Source organism: Enterococcus sp. AZ080 (assembly GCF_051714945.1).
Taxonomy (GTDB): domain Bacteria; phylum Bacillota; class Bacilli; order Lactobacillales; family Enterococcaceae; genus Enterococcus_B; species Enterococcus_B pernyi.
The window spans coordinates 1881185-1898005 of the sequence record NZ_JBIOSV010000001.1 but is presented as its reverse complement, the minus strand read 5'-3'; the positions used below and the strand labels follow the sequence as shown (position 1 = coordinate 1898005).

The 16821-nt window shown below is 38.9% G+C and carries 13 protein-coding genes; 9 read left to right on the top strand and 4 right to left on the bottom strand.

What is annotated here, in order from left to right:
- Nucleotide 1: 1 nt before the first annotated feature.
- From IGK01_RS08900 to IGK01_RS08865, 8 genes are all read left to right on the top strand, one after another.
- Nucleotides 2-1864, top strand: coding sequence for a BglG family transcription antiterminator (locus tag IGK01_RS08900; protein ID WP_438840675.1), 1863 nt, complete (start codon nt 2-4; stop codon nt 1862-1864).
- Entirely contained in the window at nt 1861-2343 is a 483-nt protein-coding gene (locus IGK01_RS08895; RefSeq protein WP_010735018.1) for a transcriptional regulator GutM, read from the top strand. Before IGK01_RS08900 ends, IGK01_RS08895 begins: the two co-directional genes overlap by 4 nt.
- Complete coding sequence (srlA, locus tag IGK01_RS08890; RefSeq protein WP_019723990.1) at nt 2343-2897, top strand: PTS glucitol/sorbitol transporter subunit IIC; 555 nt, start codon at nt 2343-2345, stop codon at nt 2895-2897. The genes IGK01_RS08895 and srlA overlap by 1 nt, the downstream gene beginning before the upstream one ends.
- Nucleotides 2898-2912: 15 nt before the next feature.
- Nucleotides 2913-3920 (top strand): PTS glucitol/sorbitol transporter subunit IIB, encoded by a 1008-nt coding sequence (gene srlE, locus IGK01_RS08885; RefSeq protein WP_010735020.1) that lies wholly within the window; start codon nt 2913-2915, stop codon nt 3918-3920.
- 16 nt (nt 3921-3936) lie between these two features.
- The gene (locus IGK01_RS08880) at nt 3937-4293 is read left to right on the top strand and encodes a PTS glucitol/sorbitol transporter subunit IIA (RefSeq protein ID WP_010735021.1); all 357 of its coding nucleotides are present in this window, start codon (nt 3937-3939) and stop codon (nt 4291-4293) included.
- A gap of 37 nt (nt 4294-4330) precedes the next feature.
- Nucleotides 4331-5035, top strand: coding sequence for a fructose-6-phosphate aldolase (locus IGK01_RS08875; RefSeq protein ID WP_153830221.1), 705 nt, complete (start codon nt 4331-4333; stop codon nt 5033-5035).
- Between the two features lie 455 nt (nt 5036-5490).
- A complete protein-coding gene (locus IGK01_RS08870) occupies nt 5491-6942 on the top strand; it encodes an FAD-dependent oxidoreductase (RefSeq protein ID WP_438840674.1) in 1452 nt (483 codons plus the stop codon).
- Entirely contained in the window at nt 6908-10234 is a 3327-nt protein-coding gene (locus tag IGK01_RS08865) for an LPXTG cell wall anchor domain-containing protein (RefSeq protein WP_438840673.1), read from the top strand. The genes IGK01_RS08870 and IGK01_RS08865 overlap by 35 nt, the downstream gene beginning before the upstream one ends.
- Before the next feature lie 337 nt (nt 10235-10571).
- Here IGK01_RS08865 and IGK01_RS08860 read toward each other — a convergent pair whose 3' ends face one another.
- The 4 genes from IGK01_RS08860 to IGK01_RS08845 all read right to left on the bottom strand — a co-directional run bounded on the left by IGK01_RS08860 (nt 10572) and on the right by IGK01_RS08845 (nt 15342).
- Nucleotides 10572-11228 (bottom strand): YitT family protein, encoded by a 657-nt coding sequence (locus IGK01_RS08860; protein ID WP_010735027.1) that lies wholly within the window; start codon nt 11226-11228, stop codon nt 10572-10574.
- 112 nt (nt 11229-11340) lie between these two features.
- The gene (locus IGK01_RS08855; protein ID WP_023519959.1) at nt 11341-12927 is read right to left on the bottom strand and encodes a response regulator; all 1587 of its coding nucleotides are present in this window, start codon (nt 12925-12927) and stop codon (nt 11341-11343) included.
- A complete protein-coding gene (locus IGK01_RS08850; RefSeq protein ID WP_023519958.1) occupies nt 12920-14368 on the bottom strand; it encodes a sensor histidine kinase in 1449 nt (482 codons plus the stop codon). The genes IGK01_RS08855 and IGK01_RS08850 overlap by 8 nt, the downstream gene beginning before the upstream one ends.
- Nucleotides 14369-14376: 8 nt before the next feature.
- Nucleotides 14377-15342: an ABC transporter substrate-binding protein gene (locus IGK01_RS08845; protein ID WP_023519957.1), complete on the bottom strand. Its 966-nt coding sequence runs from the start codon at nt 15340-15342 to the stop codon at nt 14377-14379.
- 274 nt (nt 15343-15616) lie between these two features.
- On the opposite strand from IGK01_RS08845, the gene chvE reads away from it, so the two are divergent.
- Nucleotides 15617-16660: a multiple monosaccharide ABC transporter substrate-binding protein gene (gene chvE / locus IGK01_RS08840; RefSeq protein WP_438840839.1), complete on the top strand. Its 1044-nt coding sequence runs from the start codon at nt 15617-15619 to the stop codon at nt 16658-16660.
- The last annotated feature ends 161 nt before the right edge of the window (nt 16661-16821 follow it).

The following is a 16821-nucleotide window of genomic DNA, read 5'->3' as shown; positions in this document are numbered from 1 at the left end:
AATGACGGTGGTGAACAGATGGTATCAAATTCTACAATTACTGGTTACCCACAAAGAAATGAGGATCGGCAGTTTGAAACAACAGCTGAATACAAGTACGCAAACGGTAAAAACCAGCATTGAATCTTTAAACGAAGAATTGATTGGAATTGCAGAAATCGTTCAACATAAGAATGATTTTCATATCGAAATTGAAAATTTTGAAAAATTTGATTTGATAATGAACGGCAGTTTGAGGCGGAAGAGCGATTTTAATTCTTGCAGTAAAAGAGTTTTCTTTATCGTCAAGAAGCTGATCGAGCAAAAAGATTTTTTGCTGATCGATGATCTGTCAGAAGCATTAGGGGTCAGCCGAAGTACTGTCGTTAAAGATCTACGAGTGATGAAAAAACTGATTTCCTCTTTTAATGTCGAAGTGATTGGAACGCCGAATCGTGGACTGCGTATGCGTGGAGAAGAACTGGATCTACGACTGTTACACCTTCATTATGTACAAGAATATTTTGCCGAACGTCCATTATCAGAACGCACACAAGATTTCGTAGAACACGTAGTTCAAAAATTTAATTTACCTAAAAATCAGGGCCTTCTTTTGAAAAAAACGATTTCTATTACAATGAAACGACTCCTTAAAGGAAATATACTGGTAGATTTGCCAAATGAATATATGGACCTTATGACGAGTCATCCTGCTTTTGTCGAATTGATCCATCATTTGGAATATGAATATAGCATCACATTAAGCCAAACAGAACAAGCTTTTCTCAGTTTTCCTCTTAATATAAGTGCTATTGCTGGCATGGATAAGTCTACTATTGATGAGCAAAAAATCGAACAGTTATTTCAACAAATGATAGAGACAATTCATCAAAATTTACTAGTAGAATTTGATGAAACCTTCTTAGTCCATGAAATAAAAGAGCACTTCATTTACATGCTCAATCGTTTGATTTTTCGAATAGAGCTTCAAGATCTGTTCTATGGTGAAATCGAATCCCAATATCCTCTAGCCTATGAACTGGCAAAAATTGGTCTACAGCAGATCGGGGAGCAGTTACAACGAGTGGTTCCGACTGTTGAAATCAGCTATATTGCCTTTTATTTTGAACTTGCATTGAGGAAACAAACCAGTAACAACGAACACAAAGAAATTGCAATCGTCTGTAATACCGGAAAAGGAACAGCCTTGATTATTCGCCGTCAATTGGAACGGGTTTTGGGTCCGCAAATCATCATGGTCCATTTTTCTGAGGAGGAGTATCAGCAGGAAGACTTAGACCAATATTTTGCTGTTTTTACAACCATTCCGCTGAAAAATGTAAAGAAACATATCCCAATCATTCGATTGATCAATCTATTCAACGAAACTTGGTTGCAAGAAGAGTGGCGTAAAGCAGAAAAGTTGAGAGCCGCAAACGTTCATCACTTAAAATTAGATTTTGAGATTTTAAATGAAAAGAAACCCTACAAACAAAATCTTGATCATATGCTTGAATCTCTTGAGAGCAAAGGCTTAGTCGATCAAGAATTTAAGGAGCAACTGTTTATTAGAGAAAAGTTAAGGAGTACGATTTTTGAATATGGCATTGCTTTTCCTCATGCCATCAATAAAAAATCGGCTGAAATTATTTTATCAGTGGGTATCTTTAGGAAAGGAATCTCCACGATCAACGGACAAGTACAAGTCGTCTTGTTGTTAGCCATTCCACAAGATCTAACGATGGAAAAAGAAAAAGAATTGCTAAAACTGTATGATCAGCTTTTTGCTGTTATTGGCGATCCTGAATTTAGAAGTGAACTATGTCGTTTGGATGATTTAGTTGGGTTACAAAATTGGATGATACGAAAGGGGGTCATAACATGAATTTCATATATATATTCGGCGCATTTGCACTTGTTGCTTACGGACTGCAAGTAATATTTGGAATGAAACAAATCAAGCACTTTAATCAAATCTATCTAGAAATGCGCAGAAAAGGGAAGGTGGCTATCGGTCGTCGATCTGGAAAAATCAAAGCAGGAACGATCGTCATGTTTGCTGTCGATCAAAAAGGGATCATTATTGATGCGCGAAAGATGCAGGGCGTGACTGTTCTAGCAAAATTTCGTCTATTGCCACAATATATCGGAACAGATATCCACTACATCGACAACTATCATCCTTTGGTACGAACAGAAAATAAATTGGTGCAACAAGCAATGGCAAATGCCAGAGAAATCTATTTGCGGGTAGAACTAGGCAATTATCAAGAAGAATCGCTACCTTCCCCACTTACGATGCTTGGCATTCAATTCAGTTTATGGAAAAAACAATACCTATCAAAAAAAAGGAGTGTTGAATAATGGAATATATCACAAAATTTGCGGAAGGCTTCATCGGTTTATTTGAAACGGGTGCGGAAACTTTTATATCTTGGATGACTGGTATCGTCCCTGTAGTGTTGATCCTAATGGTCGCAATGAATACACTGATTGCTTTCTTAGGTGAAGAACGAGTAACTAAAGTTGCCAAACTATCAACGAAGAATCCCGTCACAAGATATTTGATCTTACCTTTTTTATCTGCCTTTATGTTGGGGAATCCGATGTCTTTTACAATGGCTCGCTTTTTGCCTGAATATTACAAGCCAAGCTATTATGCTTCTCAAGCACAATTTTGTCATACGAGCAATGGCGTCTTTCCCCACATCAATCCGGGTGAATTATTTGTTTGGTTAGGAATCGCCCAAGGAATCACAACCTTAGGATTAAATTCAATGGAATTAGCTGTACGTTATATGTTTGTCGGAATTCTTATGAATTTTATTGGTGGTTGGGTGACAGATTTTACCACCGCATATGTTTGTAAACAACAAGGGGTTACCCTGAGTAAAACAGTAGAAACAGCGACAGAATAAGGAGGAAGTGAGAAAATGAGCTATCATAGTATTCGAATTGTAAGAGGAACTGGTGGGTTCGGAGGGCCATTAGTGATCACACCAACAGAAGAAAAACACAAATTCATTTATATTACTGGTGGGGGAGAAAAGCCAGCAATCGTCGATAAAATTGCTGAATTGACAGGCATGGAAGCAGTCAATGGCTTTAAAACTTCTATCCCAGATAATGAAATCGCTTTAGCAATCGTTGATTGCGGAGGAACGTTGCGTTGTGGGATCTATCCAAAAAAAGGAATACCTACGATCAATGTCGTACCAACAGGAAAAAGCGGACCATTAGCACAATACATTACAGAAGACATTTACGTCTCGGCAGTAGGGATCAATCAAATCACACTGACTACTGAAGAAGGCACAGTCGGTCAATCTGATAACATAGAAAATAAGCGTGTAGCAGCACGTGAATATAAATACGATACAAGCAAAAAAATTACTGAACAAAAAGCTGAACAGCAGAATTTTATTGCAAAAATCGGCATGGGTGCAGGAAAAGTAGTGGCAACTTTTAATCAGTCCGCGCGCGAAGGTGTACAGACGATGATCAATACGGTCATTCCATTCATGGCATTTGTTTCTTTGTTGATCGGGATCATACAAGGATCTGGTATCGGTAATTTCTTTGCCAATATTATGGCACCTTTAGCAGGGAATATTTGGGGGTTGATGATCATCGGTTTTATCTGTTCCTTACCGTTTCTTTCTCCATTATTAGGACCTGGGGCAGTAATCAGCCAAGTCATCGGGACACTGATCGGGGTGGAGATCGGAAAAGGCAATATTCCACCACAGCTTGCTTTACCTGCGTTATTTGCCATCAATACTCAAAATGCTTGTGATTTCATCCCTGTCGGATTAGGCTTAGAAGAAGCAGAGGCTGAAACAGTAGAGGTTGGCGTACCTTCCGTTTTATATTCACGCTTTTTAAACGGTGTACCTAGGGTGTTAGTCGCATGGATAGCAAGCTTTGGAATGTATAGTTGAATCTAGGAGGAAAAAAATGTCAGTTTATTCAACAAAAGTCACTTCGATTGGCGCAGAAGCTACGCTCTTTAAAGAAGAGAAGCTCGTGATACTATTTGGAAAAGATGCACCCGATATGCTATCAGCCTATTGTTACCATATTGAACTTCAGCCAATCCACGGAGAGATCAAAGTAGGACAACAGCTCTTCGTCGATGAGACAAGCTATCGCATCACGTCTGTCGGAAGTTTGGTCAATGATAATCTAAAAGAGCTTGGACATATCACAATTAAATTTGATGGAGCGGTAACACCTGAACTTCCAGGTACTTTATACGTCGAAGGAAAAGAAATCGTTGAGATTGGTATCAAGACTAAAATCAGTATTAAGTAAAATACAGAGCAACATATCTGTTGAAAGGATGAATAAAATGGAATTTATGTTAGATACGATCAATATTGAGAAAATTAGTTATTACCAATCGATCCTTCCGCTATCTGGAGTAACGTCGAATGCTTCAATCATCAAAAAAGAAGGAAAGATTGATTTGTTTGCTCACTTGAAAGAAATCAAGAAGCTCATTGGAAAAGCAAGTTTACATGTACAAGTAGTTGGAGAAACAACGGAGGAAATCTTAACTGATGCCCAAGTAATCATGGATCACCTTGGTAAGGATATCTTCATTAAAGTACCAGTAAACGAACCAGGACTGGCTGCCATCAAACAACTGAAAGCCAAAGGAGCATATGTCACTGCAACCGCTATCTACTCTGAAATGCAAGGATACTTAGCAATTGCCGCAGGTGCCGATTATGTGGCACCTTATTATAACCGTATGGAAAATCTGAATATCGATGCTGTTGCTATTATCAAAGCATTAGCAATGGAAATCGAACGAACGCAATCTCAGAGCAAGATCTTAGCTGCTAGTTTTAAAAATGTTGCACAAGTCAATCATGCTTGTCGCCAAGGGGCGCACAGTATTACTGCGTCACCAGATATTTTTGCACAAGTATTCGGTATGCCTTCCATTCATAAGGCAGTGACAGATTTTAGGAAAGATTGGGAAGAGACATTCGGTGTCAAAGATGTGAAAGCATTAGCAGCAACAGGGGCGATAAGTCCTACTAAATAAAAAAGAATAAAGAGTCATGGAATGGTTGATCGATCCGTTCTATGGCTCTTTTTTAAATAACGTTATATTTATTATATTCATCCATAATCAAATAGTCACCGTGTAGTTAAACCAACAATGGAATGGGAACTTCATATGTCCGTCTACATATAGTTGATATCGTAAAAAATTATTTTTTTATGACATTCAACAAATAAGCATATCTACTTTATGACTGGATGTTTACTAAAAAAATGAACGGTATATTTCATCCGTTGAAGCAAGAAAGATTATATTCTTTAATATACCGATTTGAATAAATGGAAGAGGAAATAGTTGCTTCATTGCGTCTTAGTGGTTAGACCTTTATAACTGACAACTAGTCTTTCTAAGTGATATAATTTATATAAATAGTAGATTAAAAATAACCTTATGTATATTTTATAGCATGCTTTTATTAATGAAGGAGGCAGTTGATGAGGATCATAATTGTTGGAGGAAACCACGCGGGGATTGCCGCAGCACTTCGTATTCGTGAGGAATATCCAGACGATGAAGTAATCGTATTTGAAAAAAAAGATGAAATAACATTTGTCTCCCAAACAATCCCATTATTTTTGATGGGACATCAAGATATCCACTCCCAAGCAAATTATGCAACACCGCATGAAATTATTGCTCAAGGAGTGGATTTACGCATTCAAAAAGAAGTAACCAACATCGATGCGAAAAAGAAGACGTTGAATTTTAGAAATGTGTTAAGTCAACATGAGCACGAAATAACTTATGACCGATTGATCATGGCTGCGGACTCGTATCCCAACCTTCCTCCAACTGGCGGAAAACTGAATGAGACACTTTTTCTTTTGAAAGAGCGTAAGGATGCTGAAGCAATTGAAAAATTTATATCAGAAGCCCATCATGCGGTAGTGATTGGCGCTGGACTGGTCGGTGTAGAGATTGCTCGTATCTTAGCTCAACGAAAAATGAAAGTCACTTTGATCCAATCAAATGCAAGAATCCTTGACAAATATTTGGATGAGAATGCCGCAATCGAAGTAGAGAAGCAACTAGAAGAAGAAGGTATCCAACTATTACTAGGTACTAGAGTGACAAGCTACCATACAATTGATAAAAAAATCTGGAGTCGACCTAAAATCGAAGTTGAAACTTCTTCTGATTTGACTATCCGTGCAGATGGCGTCTTTGTTTCTGTTGGCTTCCGACCAAATTCGTTCTTATTAGCTGGACAAGTCGAAACCGGTGACCGTGGAGCAATCGTCGTTGATAAGTACATGTATACAACAGATGATTCGATTTTAGCGATAGGGGATTGTTCTACGACTTATATGGACTTGACCAAAGAAAATATTTATAATCCTCATGCTTCCGATGCTTTTCGTCAAGGACTGATCGCTGCTGTCAATATCCACGAGAAAAAGCAAGAAGTAGCAATGACCACAGGGACTTATAAATTCAATATGGATGGATTTACCATTGCGAATACTGGGATTACATTGAATCAAGCAAGAAAATTCGGATATGATGCAGAAGAAGTACACTACCAGAATCGTTATCTAGAGCGTGGCGGACAGCTTGTGCATGAATCGATTGTCAAATACTCACCAATTGAAAAAGGCAGAAAGAATCATTATTCAAGTATTTCTCTAGTTTATGAGAAGAAAACAAAAAAAATCTTAGGATTGCAGGTTCTAGGAACAGTTGATATTTCTCAATATGTCAATATCATCAGTTTAGCAATCCAAAAAAATGTGACCGTGCCAGAAATTGAATTTACGGATTTCTTTTATGAACATGGCTACAAGAATCCTCTAGGTTTTACAAAAATATTAGCCTCTTTAGTTAGGGAAAAAGAAAGAGAGAGTGGTCGTGATGGCAAAGAAGAAAGATCAAATGAAATTAAATAAACCAGATAAAGAGATGTCAAAAAAACAAAAGCGAATGATTGAAGCTGGCGCACTATTGACAGTAGGTGCTGGTGCATTTATCGGTGGCGTCACGATTCCAAATCTTTCTGCCTCTGCAGACAGTTCCTCTTTGTCCGAAAAGCGACTTGTTGAAGATGAGACCATCCAAGATATTGAACATACTTCTGTGGATGAATTGAATCAATCCTTACAAAAAGGTCAAAGTAGCAGTGTGAAGACAAATACTGGCTTTGTAGCTAAGTTAATGGATCAACTACCAAGTAAAGAAAAACTTTCTTCTATGTATGAAGGAGAAGGGATCAAAGTCAGCGATAGTCATACGGCATATGATATCCAACAAATTCTAGGAATCAAAGATGCGGACGTTTATTACCAAACTTCCACTTTATCTACAAGTGATGCGCAAGTAATGAAAATGTCAAGCTATCGGCAATTGATCCAAGCAAATCCGAATGTGAAGGTAACTTCACAAGATAATTATAAAACGGTCTCTCCTCATTTATATGAATCCAAAGAAAAGGCTTATGAAGATTCTGCAAACTGGAAAGATTCAAAAGTAGTTGCAAGTACGAGAGAAAAATCCTTAAGTTTCTCATCTAAAACGAAACCTGAAAGCACCAACTTTACCGCGGATGATGGTGCAGTATTAGGAAATATGAAAATCGATACAGGCTTTTCTCTGAACGTGAAAGCAGAAAATGGTCAAGCAAAATTAACAGATGAAATCAAAAGCGATTTTGAAGATGCAATGGAGAAGAATTTTTCCATCACTTATGAAGGTAGTACCTATTATGCAGTTTATCATGATGAGTCTATTTCTACCGACCATGGTAAAAATCAAGCAGATGGTTATTTCACATTTTCTTCGTCGACACATGGATTGCCTTTAGAGATCAATGGTCATTACTTGGTCTCACCTGTTCAGTTCGGTAGTACAGTCGACAGCTTGAAAACGTCTTTATCCTTGCACGGTGTACGGAGTTTTGAGAACACAGATTCTTGGTTAAATACAGATGAATCCAATATCAATGTAAAAGTAAATTTCGTTGATCAATTAGCGGATGAAAATACAACTTACTATGAAATCCAAGCAAAAGATCAAGTGATCGAGTCATTGAAATATGAATATGTGACCGTTAGTTTAGACGAGCAAAAAGCCACTGATTCAACTACAGCATACGCAGATGAGATGTCGATGCCAACGTATAGTGGTTCTCAATCAGGTATTAGTCCTGGGGGAGCAGTTGATGGTAATCTCGCAGAAGACGCAGCTGGATTAGCAGGATGGAATCAGACAGCGACGTTTTCTGGTGGTGGATATGGCGGACACACGATTACAGCGAATTCGGCAGTAACTGTGAAAACAGGACAGGTTTCTCAGACAAACTTTTCTTCAGTTATAAGTACGGTCAATATAACAGTAGACGGTGTGTCTTATAATCAGTTTGTTGCTCAACCAATCATGGTCAATGGGGTTCAGTATGCTGGTTATTTAACTGGTGCAAACGGAAGCGGCAGTGATTTTACGATCGTTGTGAAAGATACGAACTTTAATATCTACCAAATCGGGGGAGAATTTGCTTATATTTCTTCCTCAATGACGGATATGGCTTCACCAGATGCAACAACACCGGATGCAACCAACCCACAAGTGACCCCAGGAACAACTACACCAGAAGTCGATCCAGGCACAGGTGGCGGAGAAACTACTGATCCAGGAACAACTACGCCAGAGGTAGATCCCGGCGCCGGTGGCGGAGAAACTACTGATCCAGGCACAGGCACGCCAGAAGTCGATCCAGGCACAGGTGGAGAAACCGATCCCGGAACGACAACACCGGAAGTAGACCCAGGCACAGGCGACGAAACCGATCCCGGAACGACAACACCGGAAGTCAATCCCGGAACGGGCGGCGAAACTGACCCAGGTACAACAACGCCGGAAGTCGATCCCGGAACAGGTGGAGGCGAGACTGATCCAGGAACAACTACGCCAGAGGTAGACCCCGGAACAGGTGGAGGCGAGACTGATCCAGGAACAACTACGCCAGAGGTAGATCCCGGAACGGGCGGCGAAAATGACCCAGGTACAACAACGCCGGAAGTAGACCCCGGCACAGGCGGCGAAACTGATCCAGGCACAGGCACACCAGAAGTCGATCCCGGAACAGGTGGCGGCAAAACTGATCCCGGAACGACAACGCCGGAAGTAGACCCCGGCACAGGCGGCGAAACTGATCCAGGCACAGGCACACCAGAAGTAGACCCCGGCACAGGTGGCGAAACTGATCCAGACACTGGAAAGCCGGAAATAGATCCAGGAACGGGCGGAGACGAGACTGATCCAGGAACAACTACGCCAGAGGTAGACCCCGGCACAGGCGGCGAAACTGATCCAGGCACCGGAACGCCGGAAGTAGATCCAGGAACGGGCGGAGGCGAGACTGGTCCCGGAACGACAACACCGGAAGTAGACCCCGGCACAGGCGTAGGCGAGACTGATCCAGGGACAACAACGCCGGAAGTAGACCCCGGCACAGGTGGCGAAATTGATCCAGGAACAGGCACACCAGAAGTAGATCCAGGTACAGGAGGGGAAACTGACCCAGGGACAACAACGCCAGAAGTTGACCCAGGAACAGGCGGGGAAACCGATCCAGGAACAGGCACGCCAGAGGTAGACCCAAGTACAGGCGGGGAAACCGATCCAGGAACAGGCACACCAGAAGTAGACCCAAGTACAGGCGGGGAAACCGATCCAGGAATAGGCACGCCAGAGGTAGACCCAAGCACAGGCGGAGAAACTGACCCAGGAACAGGCACACCAGAAGTCGATCCAGGAACAGGAGACGGCGAAACCGACCTAGGCACGACAACACCAGAGGTAAATCCAAGAACCGGTGGTGGAGGAACTGATTTAAGTAGTACCACAACAACTGAGACTACCAATACAGATAATCAAATTGTAAGAACCCAAGTACTAAGTGATAACAGCTCTAACGATGGATTATCTAGTAATAACCAAACGACTAACACACAAGGAACAAGTGACTCTGAAGATGTTTCAGGTAAGCAATTACCTAAGACTGGTTCAACTTCAGGGATTTTTGGAAAATTTGTTGGTGGAATACTTGTTGCTTTTGCGGGATTCTTTGGACTATTCAAACGTAAACGTCGTGAATTACAAAAGGATGAAGATCGTGTCGAACGTGTGATCAAAGAGGAAGATGAAGAACAAGAAAATAAAGAGGAAAATAAGGATAAAAAGTAGAAGATAAGATACAATAGAGTACTTTTACCTCGATAAGCAAGAAATCGAAGCATAAGTGCTTAGCCTCGAAAAAAAGGCACCATCCACGAAATTTGTTTTAGTGGATGGTGCCTTATTTCCAATGATGTTACTTTTGTTTCTGCTGTTTATTCGGTTTTAGGTGTGTGATAGGACTAATGTCCAGACACTTTATTTGGAAGTGGTCATTTTGATTCAACTCATTCCAACTAAAGAATGGATAAAATTAAACGATAGAAAACAATCCATGAAACCCCGAAAATAGTTTCCTATTTTTGGATTTCATGGGTTGTTTTCTAATAGCTATTAGTTACAATGCTTATTCTGCTAGATTTTTATTAGGTTGTTCATCTAGAATAGGCGAACTCTCATTCACTAAATCAATCGGCTTAATAGCTAAAAATTGAGTTTGAAATTGTAATAGTTTTTTCATGAAAAATGAAATGAGATAAATGGAGATGGCAGAGATAACCGCTTGTCTTATCCCAAGAATCACAAGGTTTAGAGCGATGATCACGGTATTTGTAAGTAAAACGCCTAGAGCATGTTCGATTCCAAAATATTTTTTGAAAATCAATGGGGGAACCGTAACCCCGCCGTTTGACGCGCCGATTTGATAAAGAATGAATATTCCAAGACTAAATAGAAAACTGCCAGCGACTAAGGCGATTGGGAAATGTTGGGTGATTACCAAAGCCGGTGTGTATGCTAAAATAATCGGAAATATCAAACTACCTATCAGAGTTTTAAAAAAAACTGCTCTTTCCAGAAAGATAAAAGCTAAACACAGCATCGCTAGATTGATTGCCCAAACAATCAATGTCCGGTCGATCAGCAAGACCATTTCTAGAAGAAAACCAATTGATCCTACGCCTGCTGAAGCAATTTGATGTGGAAGCAAAAACATATTTAGTCCCACAGTAATACTAATGATTCCAACAATAATCACAGGTAATTTCTTTATTTCTGCTTTCACACGCGTATTCCTTTCTTTTTTCACTATTTCTATAATTATAGCAAGTAGTCCAGTTAAGAAAGTAACAACTTTTTCAGACTAAACTGAAAAAAATACTCCGCGACTTTGTTGCTTATTTGTTGACTAGATAATTATTTTCTTGTAAAGAATGTGTACGATTTTTTTTCATTTTTCGATACTCTTTTGGTGAGATTTTTTCTTTTCGCTTAAAAATAGAACTAAAATAATTTGGATCATTGTATCCCACTTCTGAGGCTATGACAGATAGTTTTGAATTGGTTTCCCGCAAAAGTCGCCTAGCCATGCTCAATCGTTGTTCAGTAAGATAGTCAATAAATGTTTGTCCTATTCCTTGAGAAAAAATCGTACTGAAATGTGAGCTGCTCAAATGGACATGATTAGCCACTTCTTTAAGAGAAAGCTCTGGTTCAAAATAGTGGTTTTCAATATACGTGATGGATTGTTCGAGTACTTCTTTATATTGATTCATGTGATTCTCAAGTACCATTTCTTTTAAAAAGTAAATCATTTGTTCAAGGTATTGGATGAAGAGAGGCCTCTCTGACAGAATGTTCGGAATTTCCTCTGTAGTGGTAAAAGAAACGACTTGATTGGTTTGGTTTTGACGTATCGTTACTAATTCATTCAACTCATTGATGATCAGATGCCTAACGAGAAGTGGATCGGCATGTTGATTGGTCTGTTTGACCAACTTCTCAACAAACGAAGAAATTTCGCTTTTTCTTAGTAAACGAATGGATTCTTTTAGATCAAAAGATTGTCCGTAATTGCCAAGCTTTTTTTCATAATCTAAATAAGAAAGAATTTTTATTTTAGGATCGATCTTCAAGTAACTGAGCAAATGAACAGCAGTCTGATAACTATGTGGAATTTCGCTGATTCGTTTCACAGGATATCCGATTGCAATAACTAAATCATCTGTTGTATGCCCTAATGTTTTGTGAGAAAGCAATGCAACCTGATTTGCTTTTTTTTGTAATAGATCTTCATTTGGATCAAAAATCAATAGTTTGATAAATCGTGAAGAAAGGGAAGAAAAAAGTATTTGTTTATCGTGATCGAATAGCTCAGCCATCTTTTCATGAAAAATATCATAATCTGAAAAAAATTTATTTGTATGATTTGCGATCAAAAGAACCATATATTTATTTCCGGCGATTTCACGTTCAAGTTTTCGACCTTCTTCAATTGCTTCTGAAAGTAGTAACTGATTATTGAACAGGGCATTCAAGTAGAAGTTTTTTTGTACTTCTAAGGAATAGCCATTTGTTTCTTTAGACTGTTTCAATAAGGAGTCAGCTTCTAGTTTTTGAATGATTTGTTCTAGGCTTTTTTGTAGTTCATTAGGTTTGATCGGTTTTAACAGATACTCGGCTACTTGAAGTTGAATCGCAGCTTTTGCATACGTAAATTCATCATATCCACTAATAAAAATGATTTGGATATCAGGCAAAAGTTTTTTTACTTCATTGGCTAATTCAATCCCATTCATAAAAGGCATACGAATATCTGTCAATAAGATATCTGGTTTCTGCTCGGCAATCATTGATAAAGCAAGTTCGCCATCGCTGGCATCTTCAATAGAGCCCAAAGGTAAAAAGGTTGAAAATTCAGTGATCATCCTCTTCAATGATTCGCGAATCAAATGTTCATCTTCTGCAATAAAAATTTTATACATTTGCTTCATTCCTATCTATATTTTTTGTAGGGACAACGACATGGATGACCGTTCCATGATCGATCCGACTAGTAATCTTGATACTTGCATCGGTTCCATAGTATAAAAGCAAGCGTTTGTTGACATTAAAGAGTCCATATCCTTTATGGAAATTAGTATCTAGACCATCTGCGAGTTCTTGGTTGATCTCCTCTAACTTGGTTTCAGTAATCCCTTTTCCGTTATCAATGATCCAAAAATGGATAAATTCTTCTTGGTCTATATACGCTTTTACGATGATTTTTCCTGGCCGACGTACCAATTTGGTTCCATGATAGACCGCATTTTCAATCAATGGTTGAAGAATCATTTTCAATATTGGATGATTATTGACTTTTGGATCAATGGTTAATTGATAAGATAATTGGTCTCCATAGCGGATTTGCAAAATCTTCAGGTAATTGTCGCAATGTCGAATTTCCTGTTCGACTGGTATCCAGTCTTTTCCTTGGCTTAATGAAATGCGGAAAAAGTCAGATAAGGAATATGTCATTTCTTTGACTTTTTCAATTTGACCCATTTCTGCCAAGACCAAAATGGCATCTAAACTATTATAAATAAAATGGGGAATGATCTGAGCTTGTAGTGTCCTGACTTCACTTTGCGCAAGATTATATTGTTTCAACGCATTTTCCTCTAACAAAATCACTAAGTTATCAGCCATATCATTCATGCTATTACTTAATTTTTTTAACTCATTATTTTGTGGAGTTTTGATCCGATGATTTAAATGTCCTTCTGCTAAAGCATCAGCCATTTTGATCATTTCATCCATAGGCTGTTGAATTTGGTACATCATTTTCGTGTTGAACTTTCTTGTCATTAGGAAAATCAGCGCGATGATAACAGCCTCGATGGTGGAGAGAATCACCAAGGAACTGCGAACTTCTTCACTTTTTACGGAAGCTGTATCGATTTCGATTTTGACAAAATCTTGTAAGATGTCATGGGCAAGTTTGACCGCAGATTCAACATGTAACATCAATGCTTGATTCTCTGCGAATGTTTCTTTTTGATGGATATTTGCAATGATTTTGTCTAAATAGTCAGAAACATTATCAAGGGAGCGCAAAACGATATTGAGTGTTGCTAATTCTTGTGAGTTTTGAGTGCTGACCTTGATTGCACTGATTTCTTCTTTGATGCGATTGATCTGGTTGCTCTTTTGGAATTCTTCAGGTGTGATCTGTCCATAAGTTAATCCAAGAGCTTCTTCGATGATCGTTTCTTCTACATTACTGGCGATTTGATTAGCAATCGAGATATTATGGATACTTTTTTCATAGGAAAAAAGATAATGTGTATAAAGTGCAATGCTAATGATCAAAGGCGTGATTGCTAAAGATAACATGAGCCAACTTGTATGTCGAAGTAGTACTTTAATGCTTTCGTTCTTTTTCATTTTTCCTCCTAATATCCCCGCGGTGGGATCGTTGAAAAATCATTTTGATCTGAGAACACCGTATCAGAAACGTAGATGTCTTGTGGGATCGCTTTCTTTTCGAAGTAGCGTTTGACTGTATTGGCTACTAGTTCACCCATAAAAGGATTGCATTCTACCACACAGTTGACCTTTCCTTTTTTTAATTGATCAATCATCTCTTTTTGTGCATCAATGCTGACAATCACAAAATTCTTTTCGAGCTTTTTTTCCTTGATCGCATCTAAGGCACCTAGTGTCATTTCATCATTGTGAGAATAAATGACATCGATTCCCTGAAGTTTTCCCTCATCAATGGCTTTTGAAAATTGTTCTTTGGCTTTTAAGCGAATATAGTCTCCGGTGATCACTTGCCTGACATGGATTCTTGGGTCGCGACCGATAGTTTCTAAAAAGCCGTCTGATCGTAAGCGAGTGGGAGATGTGTTTTCTGAACCACGTATCTCAAATACTTGGATCGATTCTTGTGTTTTTTGCTGGTAATGATTGGTGACGTAGAGGCCAGCTCGACTACCTTGTGCTTTGAAACTTGAACCAATATGGGTCAAATAGAGATCTTGTTTTTCCGTTGTGATGTTACGATCAACGATGATGACTGGGATATTCGCTTCTTTGGCTTCTTCCAAAACAGAATCCCAGCCAGTTTCTTCGATAGGAGATAACACGATCATATCGACTTGATAGGCAATAAATGTCATCACATCTTGTATCTGTTGTTTTGGATCAGAGTAACTATTTCGGTGAAGGACTTGGAAATTTTGTTTTTCCAGTGCTTCTTTGATGGACTGATTTTGAACTTTGCGCCAATTACTTTCAGTCCCAGCTTGAGAAAAACCAATAGTCAACTCATTTTTTGTAGGCTCAGTAGAGTTGAAAGCACACCCAGTCAACAACAGGCAAAAAGCTGCCAGAATAAAAAAACTTTTGTTCTTCATAATGAATCTCCCCTTTTATCTATATCATATAGCGTTTTCAAATTTCATATTAGCATGTTTGTCAATTTCGTAAGAAAATCAAGAATCGTCAAAAGAAAATGAAGAAAAATCAAAAGTTTACATAAATTTGCGAGGGAATTTATAGAAACACAGAAAAATAATCAATGAAAGCGTTTTATATTTCAACTATGATAAATTCATCAAATAAGTATTTGGAGGGACACACATGAAACGAGTTGGGAAAAATTGGTTGGTAGCAATTGTTTTTTTATTAATGTCAGTGACAGTATTTGCTGGTTGTAGCAATGGCAGTGCAGCCGGAGAAGAAAAAGGGTTCGTAGGTATTTCGATGCCAACAAAATCTGCAGAGCGTTGGATCGCAGATGGCGACAATATGGTCAAGCAACTAGAAGAAAAAGGCTACAAAACGGATTTGCAATATGGAGAAGACAAAGTAGAAAACCAAGTGGCGCAAATCGAAAATATGATCACAAAGGGAGTGGATACGTTGGTCATTGCTTCGATTGACGGTTCAGCATTGACAGATGTCTTAGAAAAAGCACATCAGGCGGATATCAAAGTCATTGCGTATGACCGTTTATTGATGAACTCTGAATATGTCGATTATTATGCAACATTTGATAATTTTGGTGTAGGTGTTTTACAAGCTTCTTATATCGAAGATAAATTAGACTTAAAAGATGGTGCTGGCCCATTTACGATCGAATTATTTGGCGGTTCGCCTGACGATAACAACGCATTGATCAATTACAATGGTGTGATGTCGATTCTTCAACCTTATATCGACAGCAAACAATTGAACGTCTCATCAGGTCAAACGAAATTCAATCAAATCGCGACGCTTCGTTGGGATGGCTCAACTGCACAAGCACGTATGGATAACTTATTAAGTGCTAACTATACAGATGACCAACTAGATGCAGTTCTTTCTCCTTACGATCCAATTAGTTTAGGGATCATTTCTTCCTTAAAAGGAGTAGGGTATGGCTCAGCCGACAAACCACTTCCAGTTATCACAGGACAGGATGCAACGATTGCTGGAGTGAAATCCATCATTGCAGGAGAGCAAACACAAACGATCTTTAAAGATACACGGGTGCTAGCTGATAATACGGTAGAGATGATCGAAGCAATCAACAATGATAAAGAAGTGCCGGTCAATGATGAGGAAACCTACGATAACGGTGTGAAAGTCATTCCGACTTATCTAGCTAACCCAGTTTCTGTAGATAAAGAAAATTATAAACAAGAGCTGATCGATACTGAGTATTACAGCGAAAGTGATTTAGGCCAATAAGAGGGCTTTGGAACATTTGTCCTCTTGTACTCCTTAGAACCGAATAAACGGTGTTTAGAAGCTGACCTTCAATATTAAGCAAAAAAACGGGAAATATAACCAACTATTTTTCAATTTTCTCTCTTATTGCTAAGTTCAAAACGCTTCTGGCACAACCTCAA